General features: G+C 37.7%; 19 protein-coding genes and 1 other annotated feature. Of the genes, 17 read left to right on the top strand and 2 right to left on the bottom strand.

Translation table 11 applies throughout. The annotated features are described in order from the left end of the window. Positions 1-91 precede the first annotated feature (91 nt). Complete coding sequence (locus ACYFX0_RS07205; RefSeq protein ID WP_000608225.1) at positions 92-181, top strand: hypothetical protein; 90 nt, start codon at positions 92-94, stop codon at positions 179-181. A gap of 352 nt (positions 182-533) precedes the next feature. Here the strand turns inward: ACYFX0_RS07205 and ACYFX0_RS07200 are convergent, their stop codons facing one another. Both ACYFX0_RS07200 and ACYFX0_RS07195 read right to left on the bottom strand, forming a co-directional pair. Next, the gene (locus ACYFX0_RS07200; protein ID WP_000101020.1) at positions 534-773 is read right to left on the bottom strand and encodes a YkuS family protein; all 240 of its coding nucleotides are present in this window, start codon (positions 771-773) and stop codon (positions 534-536) included. Between the two features lie 86 nt (positions 774-859). Further along, positions 860-1,099, bottom strand: a complete 240-nt coding sequence (locus ACYFX0_RS07195) for a DUF3911 family protein (protein WP_000752514.1) — start codon at positions 1,097-1,099, stop codon at positions 860-862. A gap of 414 nt (positions 1,100-1,513) precedes the next feature. Here ACYFX0_RS07195 and ilvE point away from each other — a divergent pair, with 414 nt between their 5' ends. The 16 genes from ilvE (at position 1,514) to hisI (ending at position 17,032) form a co-directional block, all read left to right on the top strand. Next, positions 1,514-2,410, top strand: a complete 897-nt coding sequence (gene ilvE / locus ACYFX0_RS07190; protein WP_001005485.1) for a branched-chain-amino-acid transaminase — start codon at positions 1,514-1,516, stop codon at positions 2,408-2,410. A 16-nt stretch (positions 2,411-2,426) separates the two neighbouring features. Further along, positions 2,427-2,654, top strand: a binding site (T-box leader). Between the two features lie 73 nt (positions 2,655-2,727). Next, on the top strand, positions 2,728-4,428 hold the full coding sequence (gene ilvB, locus ACYFX0_RS07185; RefSeq protein WP_106081440.1) for an acetolactate synthase large subunit: 1,701 nt from the start codon (positions 2,728-2,730) through the stop codon (positions 4,426-4,428). Then, positions 4,425-4,934 (top strand): acetolactate synthase small subunit, encoded by a 510-nt coding sequence (gene ilvN / locus ACYFX0_RS07180; RefSeq protein ID WP_000822952.1) that lies wholly within the window; start codon positions 4,425-4,427, stop codon positions 4,932-4,934. Before ilvB ends, ilvN begins: the two co-directional genes overlap by 4 nt. Before the next feature lie 26 nt (positions 4,935-4,960). Further along, on the top strand, positions 4,961-5,971 hold the full coding sequence (ilvC, locus tag ACYFX0_RS07175) for a ketol-acid reductoisomerase (RefSeq protein WP_001151745.1): 1,011 nt from the start codon (positions 4,961-4,963) through the stop codon (positions 5,969-5,971). A gap of 1 nt (position 5,972) precedes the next feature. Next, positions 5,973-7,493: a 2-isopropylmalate synthase gene (leuA, locus tag ACYFX0_RS07170; RefSeq protein WP_000809594.1), complete on the top strand. Its 1,521-nt coding sequence runs from the start codon at positions 5,973-5,975 to the stop codon at positions 7,491-7,493. Positions 7,494-7,570: 77 nt separating this feature from the next. After that, a complete protein-coding gene (gene leuB, locus ACYFX0_RS07165; RefSeq protein WP_106081439.1) occupies positions 7,571-8,635 on the top strand; it encodes a 3-isopropylmalate dehydrogenase in 1,065 nt (354 codons plus the stop codon). Continuing rightward, positions 8,635-10,029 carry a 3-isopropylmalate dehydratase large subunit gene (gene leuC, locus ACYFX0_RS07160; protein ID WP_000518094.1) on the top strand — a complete coding sequence of 465 codons (1,395 nt, stop codon included), beginning with the start codon at positions 8,635-8,637 and terminating at the stop codon, positions 10,027-10,029. Before leuB ends, leuC begins: the two co-directional genes overlap by 1 nt. Next, positions 10,007-10,588: a 3-isopropylmalate dehydratase small subunit gene (gene leuD / locus ACYFX0_RS07155; protein WP_000433191.1), complete on the top strand. Its 582-nt coding sequence runs from the start codon at positions 10,007-10,009 to the stop codon at positions 10,586-10,588. The genes leuC and leuD overlap by 23 nt, the downstream gene beginning before the upstream one ends. A 309-nt stretch (positions 10,589-10,897) precedes the next feature. Next, positions 10,898-12,160, top strand: coding sequence for an ATP phosphoribosyltransferase regulatory subunit (locus ACYFX0_RS07150; protein ID WP_460270158.1), 1,263 nt, complete (start codon positions 10,898-10,900; stop codon positions 12,158-12,160). Then, the gene (gene hisG, locus ACYFX0_RS07145) at positions 12,136-12,771 is read left to right on the top strand and encodes an ATP phosphoribosyltransferase (RefSeq protein ID WP_001244492.1); all 636 of its coding nucleotides are present in this window, start codon (positions 12,136-12,138) and stop codon (positions 12,769-12,771) included. Before ACYFX0_RS07150 ends, hisG begins: the two co-directional genes overlap by 25 nt. 11 nt (positions 12,772-12,782) lie before the next feature. Next, positions 12,783-14,072, top strand: coding sequence for a histidinol dehydrogenase (gene hisD, locus ACYFX0_RS07140; protein WP_106081438.1), 1,290 nt, complete (start codon positions 12,783-12,785; stop codon positions 14,070-14,072). After that, positions 14,072-14,656, top strand: coding sequence for an imidazoleglycerol-phosphate dehydratase HisB (hisB, locus tag ACYFX0_RS07135; RefSeq protein WP_106081437.1), 585 nt, complete (start codon positions 14,072-14,074; stop codon positions 14,654-14,656). The genes hisD and hisB overlap by 1 nt, the downstream gene beginning before the upstream one ends. Next, positions 14,657-15,286, top strand: a complete 630-nt coding sequence (gene hisH, locus ACYFX0_RS07130; RefSeq protein ID WP_000560346.1) for an imidazole glycerol phosphate synthase subunit HisH — start codon at positions 14,657-14,659, stop codon at positions 15,284-15,286. Then, complete coding sequence (gene hisA / locus ACYFX0_RS07125; protein WP_042597451.1) at positions 15,259-15,978, top strand: 1-(5-phosphoribosyl)-5-[(5-phosphoribosylamino)methylideneamino]imidazole-4-carboxamide isomerase; 720 nt, start codon at positions 15,259-15,261, stop codon at positions 15,976-15,978. The genes hisH and hisA overlap by 28 nt, the downstream gene beginning before the upstream one ends. Further along, positions 15,972-16,730: an imidazoleglycerol phosphate synthase cyclase subunit gene (gene hisF / locus ACYFX0_RS07120; protein ID WP_000880105.1), complete on the top strand. Its 759-nt coding sequence runs from the start codon at positions 15,972-15,974 to the stop codon at positions 16,728-16,730. Before hisA ends, hisF begins: the two co-directional genes overlap by 7 nt. Continuing rightward, positions 16,727-17,032: a phosphoribosyl-AMP cyclohydrolase gene (gene hisI, locus ACYFX0_RS07115; protein ID WP_000803959.1), complete on the top strand. Its 306-nt coding sequence runs from the start codon at positions 16,727-16,729 to the stop codon at positions 17,030-17,032. Before hisF ends, hisI begins: the two co-directional genes overlap by 4 nt. Positions 17,033-17,043 lie beyond the last annotated feature (11 nt).

Raw genomic sequence — 17,043 nt, 5'->3', positions numbered from 1 at the left:
ATTATGATATATTAGAAAAAGTGCGCTTTAGGATGATCGGAATAATTGAACTGTAAATATATATGATGTGTGGAATAAGGGAGAGGAATTTATGATTAATATCAAAAACTTAGTAGTTGGTTTATGTATGTTAGTAAGCGGTTTTGTTGTATATGTAATAAAAGAAAAAGCTCCATTCTAAAACAGACAAACCGTTACTGTCTGTTTTTAATTTGCAAAAAATGTTGACAAGTTATTTTATTGATGTTAAAATTTTAATTCGTGTCTCGGTTACAGCTAGTATAAAGTAAATAAATCTTATAAATGTAATACGAAAAGTTTGCGAAAGATCGGGTAGTCTTACCAACAACTTTTGTGAACAAACCCTATAAATTATAAGTGTAAGCTTTATAGGTATACTAGTGAATCAAGGAGCGGTCAGTGGAACCGTAATGATGAGAGAGAGGTAGGGCTTTCATCCAGTATATGTTACTTTCCCGTTAGGTGAATATAAAAAAGAGGACTCCTTTTCAAAAGGAGTCCTCTTTCTTTTTTTAAGTGCGAATTTCAACTTGTTGACAAATTTCATCTGTTGTTAAACCGTGAGCTGTAATGACTGATCCTTTAATTGATGCATCTGCAATGCCCATCACATTAGAATCTTGCCCAGTTACAACGCAACAATCACACCCTTGTGCATCCTGTTCTGAGTTAAGTGTAACAACTTCATGACCTTGTTGCTGAAGAGCTTGTTGAACGTCTGTTAATGAGTTTTCAACGCCAATTCTAGCCATAATTCTCACCTCCTACCATCTAATTGCTAGTATGCTCAAGTTCACTGCATATATTTATGAAAAGACGGTAGGAAGTAAATCTTTGTTTAGTCGTTATATACGCCAGTAAGCATTTGACTAACGAATTGATCGTTTAATGTATCTTGTGCAGAAGAAGTATTTGAATGGATGTCGATTGAAGCAATAAAATGATTATGTTCTTGCGTGTTTGGTTCTACCTCTACGTAATTATCGAATTTACAAAAACCTTTCGTGTCCATTAGATCAAATAATTGCAACATTTCTACTACCTCTTGTCTCGTTCCTTTAATTTGTACACATGCCATATTTATTTCCTCCTTCATTTTGACAAATTGTTTTTTAAAAATAGGATTATGATTACGAAATGAAAAATATGAATGTTATTTTTAGACAGCGCTATTTTTGTTATTTTCCCCCTTTTTCAGCAAAAGTCGTTATATATTCTCGGATTTATAAAATCGGACGTCCGTTTATTGAATACAATAGATTCGTATTAATTGATGAAAATCCTTCTTTTAAACAAATATTTTTTTAGTGAAAATTGGCGAAAAAATTTTTCGGACTTTTTGTAAACGTTAACAATGTTGTTAAATCAATATAATTAAAGATGTACGTACGATTAAAAATTATAAATTTTCTAAAAATTTACTTGATTTATTTAAAAAGGAGAGTAAACTAGGAAACAATAAAAAATTCATAGAACATAGGAGGCACTTCCAGTGAATGAGCAATGGATTTTCTTAAATGGAGAATTTGTTCCGAAAGATGAAGCAAAAGTTTCGGTATATGATCATGGCTATTTATATGGCGATGGAGTATTTGAAGGAATTAGAGTTTATAGCGGTAATGTTTTCCGTTTGAGAGAGCATCTTGTCCGGTTGTATGAATCAGCAAAATCAATCCTTTTAGAAATTCCATATTCATTAGATGAAGTAACGAATATTGTTGTTGAGACGATTCGACAAAATAAATTATCTAATGGATACATTCGCCTTGTTGTATCAAGAGGAGCAGGAAATCTTGGATTGGATCCCGATTCATGTAAGAAGCCGAATGTAGTAGTAATTGCAGAACAATTATCTTTATTCCCACAAGAATATTATGAGAAAGGGATTCCAGTTGTAACAGTTGCAACGCGCCGAAATCGTCCCGATGTTTTATCCCCTCAAGTAAAATCTTTAAATTACTTAAACAATATTTTAGTTCGTATTGAAGCGAAATTAGCTGGAGTACAAGAAGCACTTATGTTAAATGATCAAGGATATGTAGCTGAAGGATCAGGAGATAACGTGTTTATTGTTAAAGGAAATAAATTAATTACACCACCAAGTTCTGCTGGAGCGTTAGAAGGTATTACACGAAACGCCATTTTAGAAATCGGCGAAAAACTTGGATATGACGTAAGAGAAGAGTTATTTACAAGACATGATGTATATGTAGCTGATGAAGTGTTTTTAACAGGAACAGCTGCTGAAGTTATTGCTGTTACGACAGTAGATGGTAGAACGATTGGTTTAGGGCAAACGGGTCCACATACGAATCGTTTATTGGAAGAATTCCGAAAGTTAGTTATAGAAGATGGAGAGAAAATTTACGAAGAAAATAAAGTTGGATAACAACTTTTTATAACATAAGAAAGCGTTGAGAGGGAGGAGTAGTTGATTGTGAAGCCTCACAGAGAGTCGGTGGTTGCTGAAAACCGATGGTTCACGTCGACGAACATCGCCCTTGAGTGCTAAGCTGAAGCATTTGTCTAGGCTTAGACGGTAGCTCCGTTATTAGCTAGATCCATTTATGGGTCACTGAGGCAAGAGTATTCTTGCAAAGAAGGGTGGTACCGCGAAATCTTTCGTCCCTTCAGCACATAGCTGGAGTGTGGACGTAGGATTTTTTTTATTGATAAAGGTTTTCAAAAAGGGGGCTTATAAGAACAATGTCTTCAAAAACGGAAGAGAAACTGGCAACTGGTGCACAGCTATTGTTAGAAGCGCTAGAAAAGGAAGGAGTAGAAGTGATTTTCGGTTATCCTGGTGGTGCTGTTTTACCTCTCTATGATGCACTGTATGATTGTGAAATTCCTCATATTTTAACAAGGCATGAGCAAGGAGCAATTCACGCTGCTGAAGGGTATGCCAGAATTACTGGTAATCCAGGGGTTGTCATTGCAACGAGTGGTCCAGGTGCTACAAATGTGATTACTGGTCTAGCAGATGCGATGATTGATTCATTACCACTTGTTGTATTTACAGGGCAAGTAGCAACAACGTTAATTGGAAGTGATGCTTTCCAAGAAGCGGATATTATGGGGCTTACAATGCCGGTGACAAAACATAACTATCAAGTGCGAAAGGCTTCAGATTTACCTCGAATTATTAAAGAAGCATTTCATATTGCTAAAACAGGAAGACCAGGCCCAGTCGTGATCGATCTTCCGAAAGATATGGTAGTAGAGCAAGGAGAACGATGTAATGATGTGCAAATGGATTTACCAGGATACAACCCAAATTATGAACCGAATTTACTCCAAATAAACAAATTATTACAAGCAATTAGTGCTGCAAACAAGCCGTTAATTTTAGCTGGAGCAGGTGTATTGCATGCGAAAGCATCAAAAGAGTTAACAAGTTTTGCGCGTAAATATGAAATTCCTGTTGTGCATACATTACTTGGTCTTGGTGGCTTTCCGCCAGATGATGAACTTTTTCTAGGGATGGGGGGAATGCATGGTTCTTACACAGCCAATATGGCGTTATATGAATGCGACTTACTCATTAATGTAGGCGCGAGATTTGATGATCGGCTTACTGGAAATTTAACTTATTTTGCTAAAGGAGCGACTGTCGCACATATCGATATCGATCCAGCAGAAATCGGAAAAAATGTGCCGACTGAAATTCCTATTGTTGCAAGTGCTAAGCGGGCATTGGAAGTATTACTTCAACCAGAAGGAAGGAAAGAAAATCATCATGAATGGATCTCTTTATTAAAGAGTAGAAAAGAACAGTATCCATTCTCTTATAAACGAAACTCTGAAAGTATTAAACCTCAATACGCGATTGATATGCTATATGAAATCACGAAAGGAGAAGCGATTGTAACAACAGACGTTGGGCAACATCAAATGTGGGCAGCGCAATATTATCCGCTGAAAAATCCAGATAAATGGGTAACTTCTGGCGGATTGGGAACGATGGGATTCGGATTTCCAGCAGCAATTGGTGCGCAAATCGCAAAGCCTGAAGAACTAGTCATTGCAATTGTTGGTGACGCTGGGTTTCAAATGACTCTACAAGAATTAAGTGTATTAAAAGAACATTCTTTACCTGTTAAAGTATTTATTTTAAATAATGAAGCTTTAGGAATGGTAAGGCAATGGCAAGACGAATTTTATAATCAAAGATATTCACATTCCTTATTGTCGTGTCAACCAGATTTCGTCGCTCTTGCGAATGCGTATGGTATAAAAGGTGTTCGTATTGATGATCCACTTCTTGCAAAGAAGCAGTTGAAGCATGCGATTGAATTAAAAGAACCAGTCTTAATTGATTGCCGTGTACTTCAATCTGAGAAAGTTATGCCGATGGTTGCGCCCGGGAAAGGCGTTCACCAAATGGAAGGAGTGGAAAAAAGGTGAAGAGAATTGTTACAGCGACAGTTCGAAATCAAAGTGGTGTGTTAAACCGAATTACAGGGGTTATGACACGAAGACATTTTAATATTGAAAGTATTTCAGTAGGTCATACGGAATCATCAGATATATCGCGAATGACGATAGTTGTGCATGTGGAAAGTGAACAGCAAGTTGAGCAGTTAATTAAACAACTTCATAAGCAAATCGATGTTCTGAAAGTATCAGATATTACAGAAGAAGCAATGATTGCTAGAGAGCTTGCTCTTATTAAAGTAGCAACTTCTGTAGCAAGGGCGGAATTATATAGTTTAATTGAACCGTTTCGAGCCGCTGTAATAGATGTTGGGAAGGATTCCATAGTTGTGCAAGTAACAGGTACGCAAGATAAAGTGGAAGCGTTAATTGAATTACTTAGACCATACGGTTTGAAAGAAATTGCGAGAACAGGTGTAACAGCATTTACACGTAGTATGAAAAAACAAGATAAGCAAGTTATGTTAATTCAATAATCATTTAAATATAGGGGGAAATGAAAATGGCAAAAGTTTATTATGAGAAAGATGTAACAGTAAATGTATTAAAGGAAAAGAAAGTAGCAATCATCGGATATGGCTCGCAAGGTCATGCGCATGCGCAAAATTTACGTGATAACGGATTTGATGTAGTAGTAGGTTTAAGAAAAGGTAAGTCTTGGGATAAAGCGAATGAAGATGGATTTTCTGTATATACAGTAGCAGAAGCAGCGGAAAAAGCTGATGTAGTAATGATTCTACTGCCTGATGAATTACAACCAGAAGTATATAAAGCTGAAATTGAACCAAATTTACAAGCCGGAAATTCTCTCGTGTTCGCACATGGATTTAATGTTCACTTTGATCAAGTAAAACCACCAGCTAATGTAGATGTATTTCTAGTAGCGCCAAAAGGACCGGGGCATCTCGTACGCCGTACGTTCGCCGAGGGCGGGGCTGTTCCTGCACTATTTGCCGTATATCAAGATGCAACAGGAGTTGCGACTGAAAAAGCACTTTCTTATGCTGACGGAATTGGAGCAACGAGAGCTGGTGTATTAGAAACGACGTTTAAAGAAGAAACAGAAACAGATTTATTTGGAGAGCAAGCTGTACTCTGCGGCGGAGTGACTGCACTTGTAAAAGCAGGGTTTGAAACGTTAGTTGATGCGGGATACCAGCCTGAACTTGCATATTTTGAATGTTTACATGAACTGAAGCTAATCGTTGACCTTATGTATGAAGGTGGACTTGAAAATATGAGATATTCAGTTTCAGATACAGCGCAGTGGGGAGACTTCGTATCAGGACCACGCGTTGTTACTGAAGATACGAAGAAAGCGATGGGGGCAGTATTAGCAGAAATTCAAGATGGTACATTTGCAAGAGGCTGGATTGCAGAGCATAAAGCAGGAAGACCAAATTTCCACGCGACAAATGAGAAAGAGAATGAACATGAAATTGAAGTAGTTGGACGTAAATTACGTGAAATGATGCCTTTCGTACAGCCGCGAGTAAAGGTAGGGATTAAATAATATGAAGCAGATTTTGTTCATGGATACAACGCTTCGTGATGGCGAACAATCACCAGGAGTAAATTTAAATGAACAAGAGAAATTACAAATTGCTAGGCAATTAGAGAGGCTTGGTATTCATGTAATGGAAGCTGGATTCGCGGCAGCTTCCGAAGGTGACTTCCAATCAGTAAAACGCATCGCGAATACAATTCAAAATGCTACGGTTATGAGTTTAGCTAGAGCGAAAGAAAGTGACATTCGAAGAGCATATGAAGCAGTGAAAGGTGCTGTATCTCCTCGTCTACACGTATTTCTAGCTACGAGTGATATTCATATGAAATATAAACTTTGTATGTCAAAAGAAGACGTGTTAAATAGTATTCATCGTTCGGTTACGCTTGGAAAATCATTATTTCCGACAGTACAATTTTCTGCAGAAGATGCGACAAGAACATCGAGAGCATTTTTAGCTGAAGCAGTAGAAACTGCGATTCGCGCAGGAGCGAATGTAATTAATATTCCGGATACAGTTGGATATACGAATCCAGAAGAATATTATTCTCTTTTCAAATACTTACAAGAATCCGTTCCATCATATGAAAAAGCGATTTTTTCTTGTCATTGTCACGATGATCTTGGTATGGCAGTAGCAAATTCGTTAGCTGCGGTTGAAGGGGGAGCATTGCAAGTAGAAGGAACGATTAATGGCATTGGAGAAAGAGCAGGGAATGCAGCGTTAGAAGAAGTTGCGGTTGCTCTTCATATTAGAAAAGATTTTTATAAAGCAGAACCTTCTATGACTTTAAAAGAGATTAAGGCGACGAGTACATTAGTAAGCAGGTTAACGGGTATGGTTGTACCGAAAAATAAAGCAATCGTTGGAGCGAATGCATTTGCTCATGAATCAGGCATCCACCAAGATGGGGTTCTAAAAGAAGTAACAACTTATGAAATTATCGAACCAGCGCTTATAGGAGAATCTCAAAATCTCTTTGTACTTGGGAAACATTCTGGCCGTCATGCGTTTACGGAAAAAATGAAAGAGCTTGGTTATGAATTTACAAATGAAGAGCGAGATGCGGTATTCGAAGCGTTTAAAAAATTGGCTGATCGTAAAAAGGAAATTACTGAGGAAGATTTACGCGCACTTATGCTTGGTGAAGCAGCATTTGCAGCCCAGCAATATAACATTACGCAATTACAAGTGCATTTCGTATCAAATAGTACACAATGCGCAACAGTTGTGCTGAAGGATGAGGAAGGAAATGTATATGAAGATGCAGCCACTGGTTCTGGTAGTATTGAAGCGATATACAATGCGATTCAAAGAATTTTAGGACTAGAGTGTGAATTGGCAGATTATCGCATACAATCTATTACACAAGGTCAAGATGCACTTGCTCACGTTCATGTTGAATTAAAAGAAGGTAGTCACCAAATATCAGGTTTCGGAGTTGCGCAAGACGTATTGGAAGCGTCGGCGAGAGCTTATGTCCATGCAGCAGGGAAATTAAAATCTCTTATAGCGCTTGTGAAATAAATATTTGATAGGTGAGAGAAGTTTTCCTCACCTATCAAATTAAAGTTCTGAAAATTCAGTTAAAAGGAGTGTTAAAAATGGAAAAACGTATCGTTTGTTTAGCTGGTGATGGTGTCGGTCCAGAAGTTATGGAAAGTGCGAAGGAAGTATTGCATATGGTAGAAAGGCTATATGGACATCATTTTCATTTGCAAGATGAGTACTTTGGTGGTGTTGCTATCGATTTAACTGGGCAACCATTACCACAGCGAACACTTGCCGCCTGTTTAGCGAGTGATGCGGTTTTACTTGGAGCAGTAGGTGGACCAAGGTGGGATAGTGCGAAAGAAAGGCCTGAGAAAGGATTATTAGCATTAAGAAAAGGACTCGGTGTATTTGCGAATGTTCGCCCTATAACGGTAGAAAGTGCAACTGCACATTTATCACCATTAAAAAATGCGGATGAAATTGATTTCGTTGTCGTTCGTGAATTAACAGGCGGAATTTATTTTTCTTATCCGAAAGAGCGAACGGAAGAAGTGGCGACAGATACACTTACGTATCATCGCCATGAAATTGAACGTATCGTTTCGTATGCTTTTCAATTAGCGAATAAGCGGAAGAAAAAAGTAACATCTATTGATAAAGCGAATGTTTTAGAGTCTAGTAAACTATGGAGAACTGTGACAGAAGAAGTAGCACTTCGCTACCCAAATGTGGAAGTAGAACACATTTTAGTAGATGCAGCGGCTATGGAATTAATTCGAAATCCAGGAAGATTTGACGTTATTGTAACGGAAAATTTATTTGGTGATATTTTAAGTGATGAGGCTTCAGTATTAGCTGGATCATTAGGAATGCTTCCATCAGCAAGTCACGCTGAAAAGGGGCCTTCATTATACGAGCCTATTCACGGATCAGCGCCGGATATTGCGGGGAAAAATAAGGCGAATCCAATTGCGATGATGCGTTCTGTTGCAATGATGCTTGGGCAATCGTTCGGATTAACGAGAGAAGGATATGCAATTGAAGAAGCAGTTTCTGCAGTCCTTAAATCAGGAAAATGTACAGCAGATATCGGGGGGACTGAAACGACAATTTCATTTACAAAGGCAGTTATTCAAGAAATGGAAGAGCAAGCGTTAGTAGGGAGAGGAAAATAATGGGGAAAAGGTTACTAGATAAGCTTTGGGAAAGACATGTAGTTGCGACTAATGAAAATGGATTGGATTTATTATATATCGATCTACATCTTGTTCATGAAGTAACGTCACCGCAAGCCTTTGAAGGCTTGCGGCTTACAAATCGAAGAGTCCGCAGACCAGATTTAACATTTGCGACGATGGATCATAATATTCCAACGAAAGATGTTTGGAATATTACCGATCGTATTGCGAAGCAGCAACTAGATACACTTCGGGAAAATTGTAAACAATTTCAGGTGCCATTAGCGGATATCGGAGATGAAGAGCAAGGGATCGTTCATGTTATAGGACCAGAACTTGGACTCACACAGCCAGGAAAAACGATTGTTTGTGGTGATAGTCATACAGCAACACACGGTGCTTTTGGTGCACTAGCGTTTGGTATTGGTACGAGTGAAGTGGAACATGTATTGGCAACGCAAACGTTATGGCAACGAAAGCCGAAAGCGATGGGCATTGAGTTAAAAGGAAAGTTACCGCAAGGTGTTTATGCGAAAGATATTATTTTACATCTCCTTTCAAAGTACGGAGTAGCAGTTGGAACAGGTTACGTAATGGAGTTTTACGGAGAGACCATTCATGCTATGGATATGGAAGAGAGGATGACGCTTTGCAATATGGCAATTGAAGGGGGAGCAAAGGCTGGTATTATTGCACCAGATGAAAAAACGGTTGCTTACGTAAAAGGGCGTAAATATGCGCCGAAAGACTATGAATCTATTAAGAAAAAATGGTCAGAACTTTATACAGATTTAGATGCAGTTTATGATTTACATATTTCAGTAGATGTTACGGATTTAGCGCCGTACGTTACGTGGGGAACAAATCCTAGTATGGGTGTTCGGATTGATGAGAAATTGCCAGAAAAGTATGATGCAAATGACGAAAGAGCGTTTTCTTATATGGGATTGAGTCCCGGACAAAGTACGTATGACATTCCAGTTCAACATGTTTTCATTGGATCTTGTACAAATTCTAGGCTTTCTGACTTAGAAATTGCTGCATCTGTCGTGAAAGGTAAGAAAGTAAAAGAAGGTGTGCGAGCACTTGTTGTACCCGGATCTCAAAGGGTAAGAGAAGCAGCGATGCATAAAGGATTACATCGCATATTTGAAGAAGCTGGATTTGAATGGAGAGAGCCCGGATGCTCAATGTGTCTAGGTATGAATCCAGATCAAGTGCCTGAAGGAGAACATTGTGCCTCTACGTCAAATCGCAATTTTGAAGGAAGACAAGGAAAGGGAGCACGAACTCATTTAGTTAGCCCGGCAATGGCGGCTGCGGCTGCGTTATATGGTCATTTTGTTGATATTAGAAAGGAGAGTTATGATGGAGCCATTTCGTATTCATAAAGGTACTGCCGCAGTACTGATGAATGATAACATTGATACAGATCAAATTATTCCGAAGCAATATTTAAAGAGAATTGAAAGAACTGGGTTTGGGAAGTTTTTATTTGATGAGTGGCGATATGATAATAATCGCCAAGAAAACCCTAATTTTCCTCTTAATGCACAAGAAAGAAAAGGAGCCAGCATATTAATTACAGGTGATAATTTTGGATGTGGCTCGTCAAGAGAACATGCTCCATGGGCGCTTGCTGATTATGGTTTCCGCGTTATTATCGCTGGAGGATTTGCCGATATCTTTTATATGAATTGTATGAAGAATGGCATGTTACCGATTGTAATGGATAAAGATATGCGTGAACAACTTGCTAAAACAGATGCGAGGGAACAAATCACAGTTGATTTAGAAAATGAAGTAATTACAACGAATACGCATAGATTCCATTTTACAATCGAGAAAATGTGGAAAGAGAAGTTATTAAATGGTTTAGATGAAATTAGTATTACAATGCAATATGAACAAGAAATAAAAGAGTATGAAAGAAAAGTGGCTTTATATTAAAAAAGTGACGGAATATTAAAAATGTATTTACATTCAAAATTAACTGTTATATACTATGTGAAAATCAGAGGAGAAAGGGAGTAAGTATTATGAATATCGTGCGATCTATTACAATGCTTACACAACTACATCATCATACATGAAACCCTTGAACCTAGCGTGAAAACGTGTAGGTACAAGGGGTATTCCCGTTGTACCTACACTCTATTGAAGAGCCTTGTAGGTATTTTGTCTACAAGGCTCTTTTTATTTTCGGCTTAGGTGAATGAAATCGGCATACATTAGAAGGGGAAAGGTGTGAAAATTTAGATGACAAAATGGAAGCGGGCAAACCCGAATGGAACGAGAGATTATTTATTCGAAGAATGTACATTAATTGAAGAAGTGGAGCAAAAATTAAGGCTTACTTTTTTAGAGAGAGGTTATGAGGAAATAAGAACACCTACAATTGAATTTTATGATGTTTTTGCATTTCAAAATAGACCGATAGATGAAGAGAAGATGTATAAATTTTTTGATGAAAAGGGAAGGATTATCGTTTTACGTCCAGATATGACAATTCCTTTAGCGAGAGTTATTGGAACACAGAGATGGGATACGCCACTTAAAGTGACGTATAGCGGGAATGTATTTCGAGCAAATGAATCCCATTCTGGAAAATATAATGAAATCGTACAAAGTGGTATTGAAGTTATCGGGATTGATAATGTAAGAGCTGAAATTGAATGCGTAATAAGTGTCATTCAAGCACTTCAAAAGTTGAATGTGCAATCTTTTACAATTGAGATTGGGCAAGTACAGTTATATAAATGTATTGTAAAAAAGCTCTCCATCCATGATGAAGAAGAAAGGGTACTTAGAACGTATATAGAAAGTAAAAATTATGCTGCCCTCTCAAATTTCATCGGAGAAAAGAAATTAGATCGATGCGATGAGACAGTAAGATTACTTGAGAAATTACCGAGGCTATTTGGAAATTTAGAAGTTATTGAGGAAGCAGAAAAGCTTGCTTCAAGTAATGAAATGAAAATGGCAATTGCAAGAGTAAAAGAAATGTATGAAACAATGGAAACGTTAGGATATGGTTCTTACATATCAATTGATTTAGGCATGATTCAACACTTAGATTACTATACGGGTGTTATTTTCAAAGGATATATATATGAAATTGGAGAAGAAATCGTTAGTGGCGGAAGATATGATGAGCTAATTGGGAATTTTGGAGAAACGCTGCCGGCTGTTGGACTCGCGGTGCAAGTAAATCAAATTGTGAAGGCGCTACAAGAGCAGCAAGAACCATATGAACGAAATCAAATTGATATTGTGATTCATTATGAGTTAAATAGATTAGCAGAAGCAGAAAGGTTACGAAATTTACTTCGAAAGGACGGGAAAAATGCCTGGTTATCTCTATTCTCTAATTTAAGCGATACCTTTCAATTTGCAAGAAAAAATAAAATAGGAACGGTCGTTGAGGCAAAGAATGAATACTTAGTGGAATATGTGTGGAATGAGAAATGGGTAGTCCAGAAAGAAGGAGAGACTTCATGCGTAACATTCAAATTGCATTAACGAAAGGAAGATTAGAAAAACATGTAATTCCACTCTTTGAGCAGATTGGAATTGATTGTTCGGAACTCAAAAATAAAGGTCGGAAGCTTGTATTTCAAAGTAAAAATACAAATGTTTCATTTATTTTAGTAAAAGCGGTTGATGTTGCTACTTATGTAGAACATGGGGTAGCTGATATTGGGATCGTTGGAAAAGATATTTTAATGGAAAACGAGAAAGATATTTATGAAATGCTGGATTTAGGAGTAGGGATTTGTAAGTTTTGTGTTGCTTCTATTCCTACGTATAATCCGAAAAGTTACCGGAAGAAAAGAATTGCTACGAAATACCCACATATTACTTCTACTTATTTTCATGATAAGGGAGAGGACGTAGAAATTATTAAAATAGAAGGTTCTGTAGAAATCGCTCCTCTTCTTGGATTGGCAGATGCAATTGTAGATATTGTTGAAACAGGAAAAACATTACAAGAGAATGGACTTATTGTATTTGAGGAAATGCACTCTATATCGGCTCGGATGATTGTAAATAAGGCGGCCTTAAAAACTAAAAAAGACGAAATATTCAGTATTGTAAATATGATGGAGCAAGAAATCTTATCAGGGAAATAGGAGGACTTAAAATGGAAATCATGTATGAAGACTTTAAGGAGGCATTATCTAAAATAAAAGTGCTAAGAGAAAACGCTAATATAATAGAAGAAACTGTTCAAAGAAGTGTAAGAGAAATCATTAGAAATGTAAGGGAAGGGAAAGATGAGGCTTTATCTTTCTATACAAAAAAGTTTGATGGTGTAGAGATGAAAGATTTTTGTGTAAGTGAAGAAGAAATACAGCAAGCGAGTATGCTTGTAGAGAATTCATTTTTAGAAGCTTTAAAAGAGGCGAAGAAAAACATTGTTTCGTATCACGAAAAGCAAAAGAAGTACTCAATATTCGATTGTGAAAGTAAAGGCATAATTAGAGGGCAGCTCATTCGGCCATTAGAAAATATAGGTGTATATGTACCGGGTGGGACAGCCTCATATCCTTCTTCAGTATTAATGAATGTATTGCCGGCGAAACTCGCAGGTGTGAAAAAGATTGTAATGGTAACACCGCCGAGGAAAGAAGGAATTGATCCTCATATATTAGCTGCTGCAAATCTTGCGGGGGTAGATGAAATTTATACGATAGGTGGCGCGCAAGCAATTGCTGCTTTAGCATACGGGACGGAATCGATTCCGAAAGTGGATAAAATAGTTGGACCGGGAAATTTGTACGTCGCTCTAGCGAAACGAGAAGTATACGGAATAGTAAATATCGATATGATTGCTGGTCCATCAGAAATTGTAGTTGTCGCGGATGAAACAGGTAATGCAAAATATATCGCAGCGGATTTATTATCGCAAGCAGAGCATGATGAGAGAGCAACGGCAATTTGTATTACAACGAATATGGAACTAGCTAAAGAAGTAGAAAAAGAGGTAGAAAGACAGTTAGGAATGTTACCAAGAAGTGAAATTGCACGTGAATCAATAAATAGAAATGGAGCCATCTTTATCGTTCCTTCTTTAGAGGAGGCACTAAAGTTATCAAATGAAATTGCTCCAGAACATTTAGAGTTACATATAAAAGAACCGATGAATGCTCTAGATTATGTGAAACATGCAGGCTCTATTTTCCTTGGGCCATATGCACCTGAACCGCTCGGGGATTATTTGGCGGGACCGAATCATGTATTACCAACGAGCGGAACGGCAAGATTTTTTTCTCCGTTATCAGTCGATGATTTCGTGAAAAAATCAAGTTTTATTTCTTATACGGAGGAAGCATTAAAAAATGTACAGCATCATATTGTAGAGCTTGCAAATAAAGAAGGGTTACATGCACATGCGAGAGCAATCCAAATAAGGTTTGAGGAGGAAAAATAATGCGTCAGTCCAGTCAAGTACGTCAGACGACAGAAACAAAAATTAAATTAAGTTTGCAGCTTGATGAAAGTACGAATGTATCTATTCAAACGGGGATTGGTTTTTTCGATCATATGATTACTTTATTTGCTAGACATGGAAGATTTGGGTTGCAAGTTGAGGCAGAAGGTGATGTATTTGTCGATGCACATCACACCGTTGAAGATGTTGGAATTGTACTCGGAAATTGCTTGAAAGAAGCATTGCAAAATAAAGAGAGAATTAATCGTTACGGTTCAGCGTATGTACCGATGGATGAATCTTTAGGATTTGTCGCAATTGATATAAGTGGACGCTCATATTGTGTATTTCAAGGGGAATTAAAAAATCCGAAGCTCGGGGATTTTGATACAGAATTGACGGAAGAATTTTTTAGAGCAGTTGCACATGCTGCCAATATTACATTACATGCGCGCGTTCTATATGGAAGTAATACACATCACAAAATTGAAGCATTATTTAAAGCTTTTGGTAGAGCGCTTAGAGAAGCGGTCGAAAAAAATGCCAACATTACTGGTGTAAATTCAACGAAAGGGATGTTGTAATTGATTGCCATTATAGATTATGGAATGGGGAATATTCGTAGTGTAGAGCAAGCATTAAAATATATTGGGGCAGAGCACATTGTAACGAGTGATAAAGAAGAGATATTGAGAAGCGATGGCGTGATTTTACCGGGAGTAGGTGCATTTCCGAAAGCGATGGAAGTATTAGAAGAAAGAGATTTAGTGTGTGTACTAAAAGAAGTTTGTGATATAGGAAAACCACTCCTCGGTATATGTTTGGGCATGCAGCTTTTATTTGAACGAAGTGAGGAACTAAAAGGTTGTAGTGGGTTAGGTTTACTACCAGGGGAAATTCGTAAGTTAAAAGTTTCGTATAAAATTCCTCATATGGGATGGAATGAATTAAGGAAGGAAAGAGAATTTCCCCTTTGGAATGGATTAGTAGATGGTTCTTTCGTGTATTATGTTCATTCATATTACGCGGATTGTCCAGATGAAATTGTATGCGGAGTAAGTGATTATGGAATGCAAGTACCAGGGTTTGTAGCGAAAGGAAATGTATTTGGTGCACAGTTTCATCCAGAAAAAAGTGGTGAAATTGGCATGCAAATATTAAAAAATTTTCAAGGGGTGGTAGAAGCATGGAAATCTTCCCGGCTATCGATTTAAAGGAAGGGCGATGCGTTAGACTTTATCAAGGAGAGTTTAGTAAAGAAACGGTGATGAATGAAGATCCGGTAGCACAGGCGATCATATTTGAAAAGCTTGGAGCGGAAATACTACACATTGTTGATTTAGACGGTGCAATTGCTGGCGAGTCGCTAAATTTTCTCGTCATTGAAAAAATCTGCAAGGCGGTACGTATTCCTGTGCAAGTGGGAGGAGGAATTCGTTCACTTAAAGCGGTGGAGAAGTTATTGTCAGTAGGTGTAGAAAAAGTGATTTTAGGAACAGCGGCTCTTTATGATAAGTCATTTTTAGAGGAAGCAGTTCATCTATATAAAGAGAAAATCATTGTTGGAATTGATGCGAAAAATGGTTTCGTAGCAACGAGAGGTTGGCTTGATTTGTCTGAAATTTCTTATATTATTTTAGCGAAACAAATGGAAAGTTTAGGTGTTCAAACGATTGTGTTTACAGACATTTCGAAAGACGGGACGCTTGCAGGGCCAAATTTTGAACAATTGACGTTACTTCAAAAAAGTGTGGGCATTCGTCTCATTGCCTCTGGAGGAGTGGCATCTATTCAAGATGTGAAAAAGTTAAATGATATGAATATATATGGTGTCATAATTGGAAAGGCGCTTTACGAGAAAAAGATTGATTTAGAAGAAGTATTACAGGTAACGAAGTTATGTTAGCGAAACGAATTATTCCATGTCTAGATGTGAAAGAAGGGCGAGTCGTAAAGGGTGTAAATTTTATAGGATTACAAGATGTCGGTGATCCGGTTGAAATAGCTGAAGCATATAACGAGGCAGGGGCAGATGAAATCGTATTTTTAGATATTACGGCGACCCATGAAGGAAGAAAAACGATTATAGATGTTGTAGAAAAAACAGCAGCAAAAGTATTTATTCCTCTTACGGTTGGCGGGGGGATTTCAAGTGTGAAAGATATGTACAATTTACTAAGAGCTGGAGCAGACAAAGTTTCAATAAACTCAGCGGCAGTGCGAAACCCGAAGCTAATCGAAGAAGGGGCAGAACACTTTGGATCACAATGTATTGTCGTCGCAATTGACGCTAGAAAAGTAGCGGAAGATAAATGGAACGTATACGTCAACGGTGGAAGAGTTGACACAGAAATGGATGCTATAGAATGGGCGAAGCGTGTTGTTAAGCTCGGGGCGGGTGAAATTTTGTTAACGAGTATGGATGCAGATGGAACGAAAAGTGGATATGATCTTCGTTTAACAGAAGAAATTTCAAAAAGTGTTTCCATTCCAGTCATCGCATCAGGGGGCTGTGGTCATACGGATCACATTATAGAAGTTTTTCAAAAGACAACGGTTGATGCAGCGTTAGCGGCATCCATATTTCATTATGGTGAGGCGACAGTGCAGAGTGTAAAGCGAAAATTAAGAGATGCAAATGTTGAGGTGCGGTTATGAAACCTAATTTTTCAAAAGGATTAATACCAGCAATTGTCATCGAAGAAGGTACGAAAGAAGTTTTAATGCTAGCTTATATGAATGAAGACGCATATGAAAAAACGTTAGAGACGAAAAGAACATGGTTTTATTCTCGTTCGAGGCAGTCGTTATGGAATAAGGGAGAAACATCAGGGAATGTTCAATATGTGCAATCTCTATACTTAGATTGTGATCAAGATTCAATTGTTGTGAATGTGAAACAAGTAGGGCCTGCTTGTCATACGGGGGAGAAGACATGCTTTCACTATCAAATTATATAGGGGGGATACAT

The organism is Bacillus sp. NEAU-Y102 (genome assembly GCF_054788175.1).
The sequence above is the reverse complement of the archived record's forward strand: the minus strand, read 5'-3'. Positions and strand labels throughout refer to the sequence as shown.

Excerpts from the sequence above, each read along its gene's own strand:
- ACYFX0_RS07205 (WP_000608225.1), top strand. The coding sequence starts at position 92 with ATGATTAATATCAAAAACTTAGTAGTTGGTTTATGTATGTTAGTAAGC.
- ACYFX0_RS07200 (WP_000101020.1), bottom strand. The coding sequence starts at position 773 with ATGGCTAGAATTGGCGTTGAAAACTCATTAACAGACGTTCAACAAGCT.
- ACYFX0_RS07195 (WP_000752514.1), bottom strand. The coding sequence starts at position 1,099 with ATGGCATGTGTACAAATTAAAGGAACGAGACAAGAGGTAGTAGAAATG.
- ilvB (WP_106081440.1), top strand. The coding sequence starts at position 2,728 with ATGTCTTCAAAAACGGAAGAGAAACTGGCAACTGGTGCACAGCTATTG.
- ilvC (WP_001151745.1), top strand. The coding sequence starts at position 4,961 with ATGGCAAAAGTTTATTATGAGAAAGATGTAACAGTAAATGTATTAAAG.
- leuA (WP_000809594.1), top strand. The coding sequence starts at position 5,973 with ATGAAGCAGATTTTGTTCATGGATACAACGCTTCGTGATGGCGAACAA.
- leuB (WP_106081439.1), top strand. The coding sequence starts at position 7,571 with ATGGAAAAACGTATCGTTTGTTTAGCTGGTGATGGTGTCGGTCCAGAA.
- leuC (WP_000518094.1), top strand. The coding sequence starts at position 8,635 with ATGGGGAAAAGGTTACTAGATAAGCTTTGGGAAAGACATGTAGTTGCG.
- leuD (WP_000433191.1), top strand. The coding sequence starts at position 10,007 with ATGGAGCCATTTCGTATTCATAAAGGTACTGCCGCAGTACTGATGAAT.
- ACYFX0_RS07150 (WP_460270158.1), top strand. The coding sequence starts at position 10,898 with ATGACAAAATGGAAGCGGGCAAACCCGAATGGAACGAGAGATTATTTA.
- hisG (WP_001244492.1), top strand. The coding sequence starts at position 12,136 with ATGCGTAACATTCAAATTGCATTAACGAAAGGAAGATTAGAAAAACAT.
- hisD (WP_106081438.1), top strand. The coding sequence starts at position 12,783 with ATGGAAATCATGTATGAAGACTTTAAGGAGGCATTATCTAAAATAAAA.
- hisB (WP_106081437.1), top strand. The coding sequence starts at position 14,072 with ATGCGTCAGTCCAGTCAAGTACGTCAGACGACAGAAACAAAAATTAAA.
- hisA (WP_042597451.1), top strand. The coding sequence starts at position 15,259 with ATGGAAATCTTCCCGGCTATCGATTTAAAGGAAGGGCGATGCGTTAGA.
- hisF (WP_000880105.1), top strand. The coding sequence starts at position 15,972 with ATGTTAGCGAAACGAATTATTCCATGTCTAGATGTGAAAGAAGGGCGA.
- hisI (WP_000803959.1), top strand. The coding sequence starts at position 16,727 with ATGAAACCTAATTTTTCAAAAGGATTAATACCAGCAATTGTCATCGAA.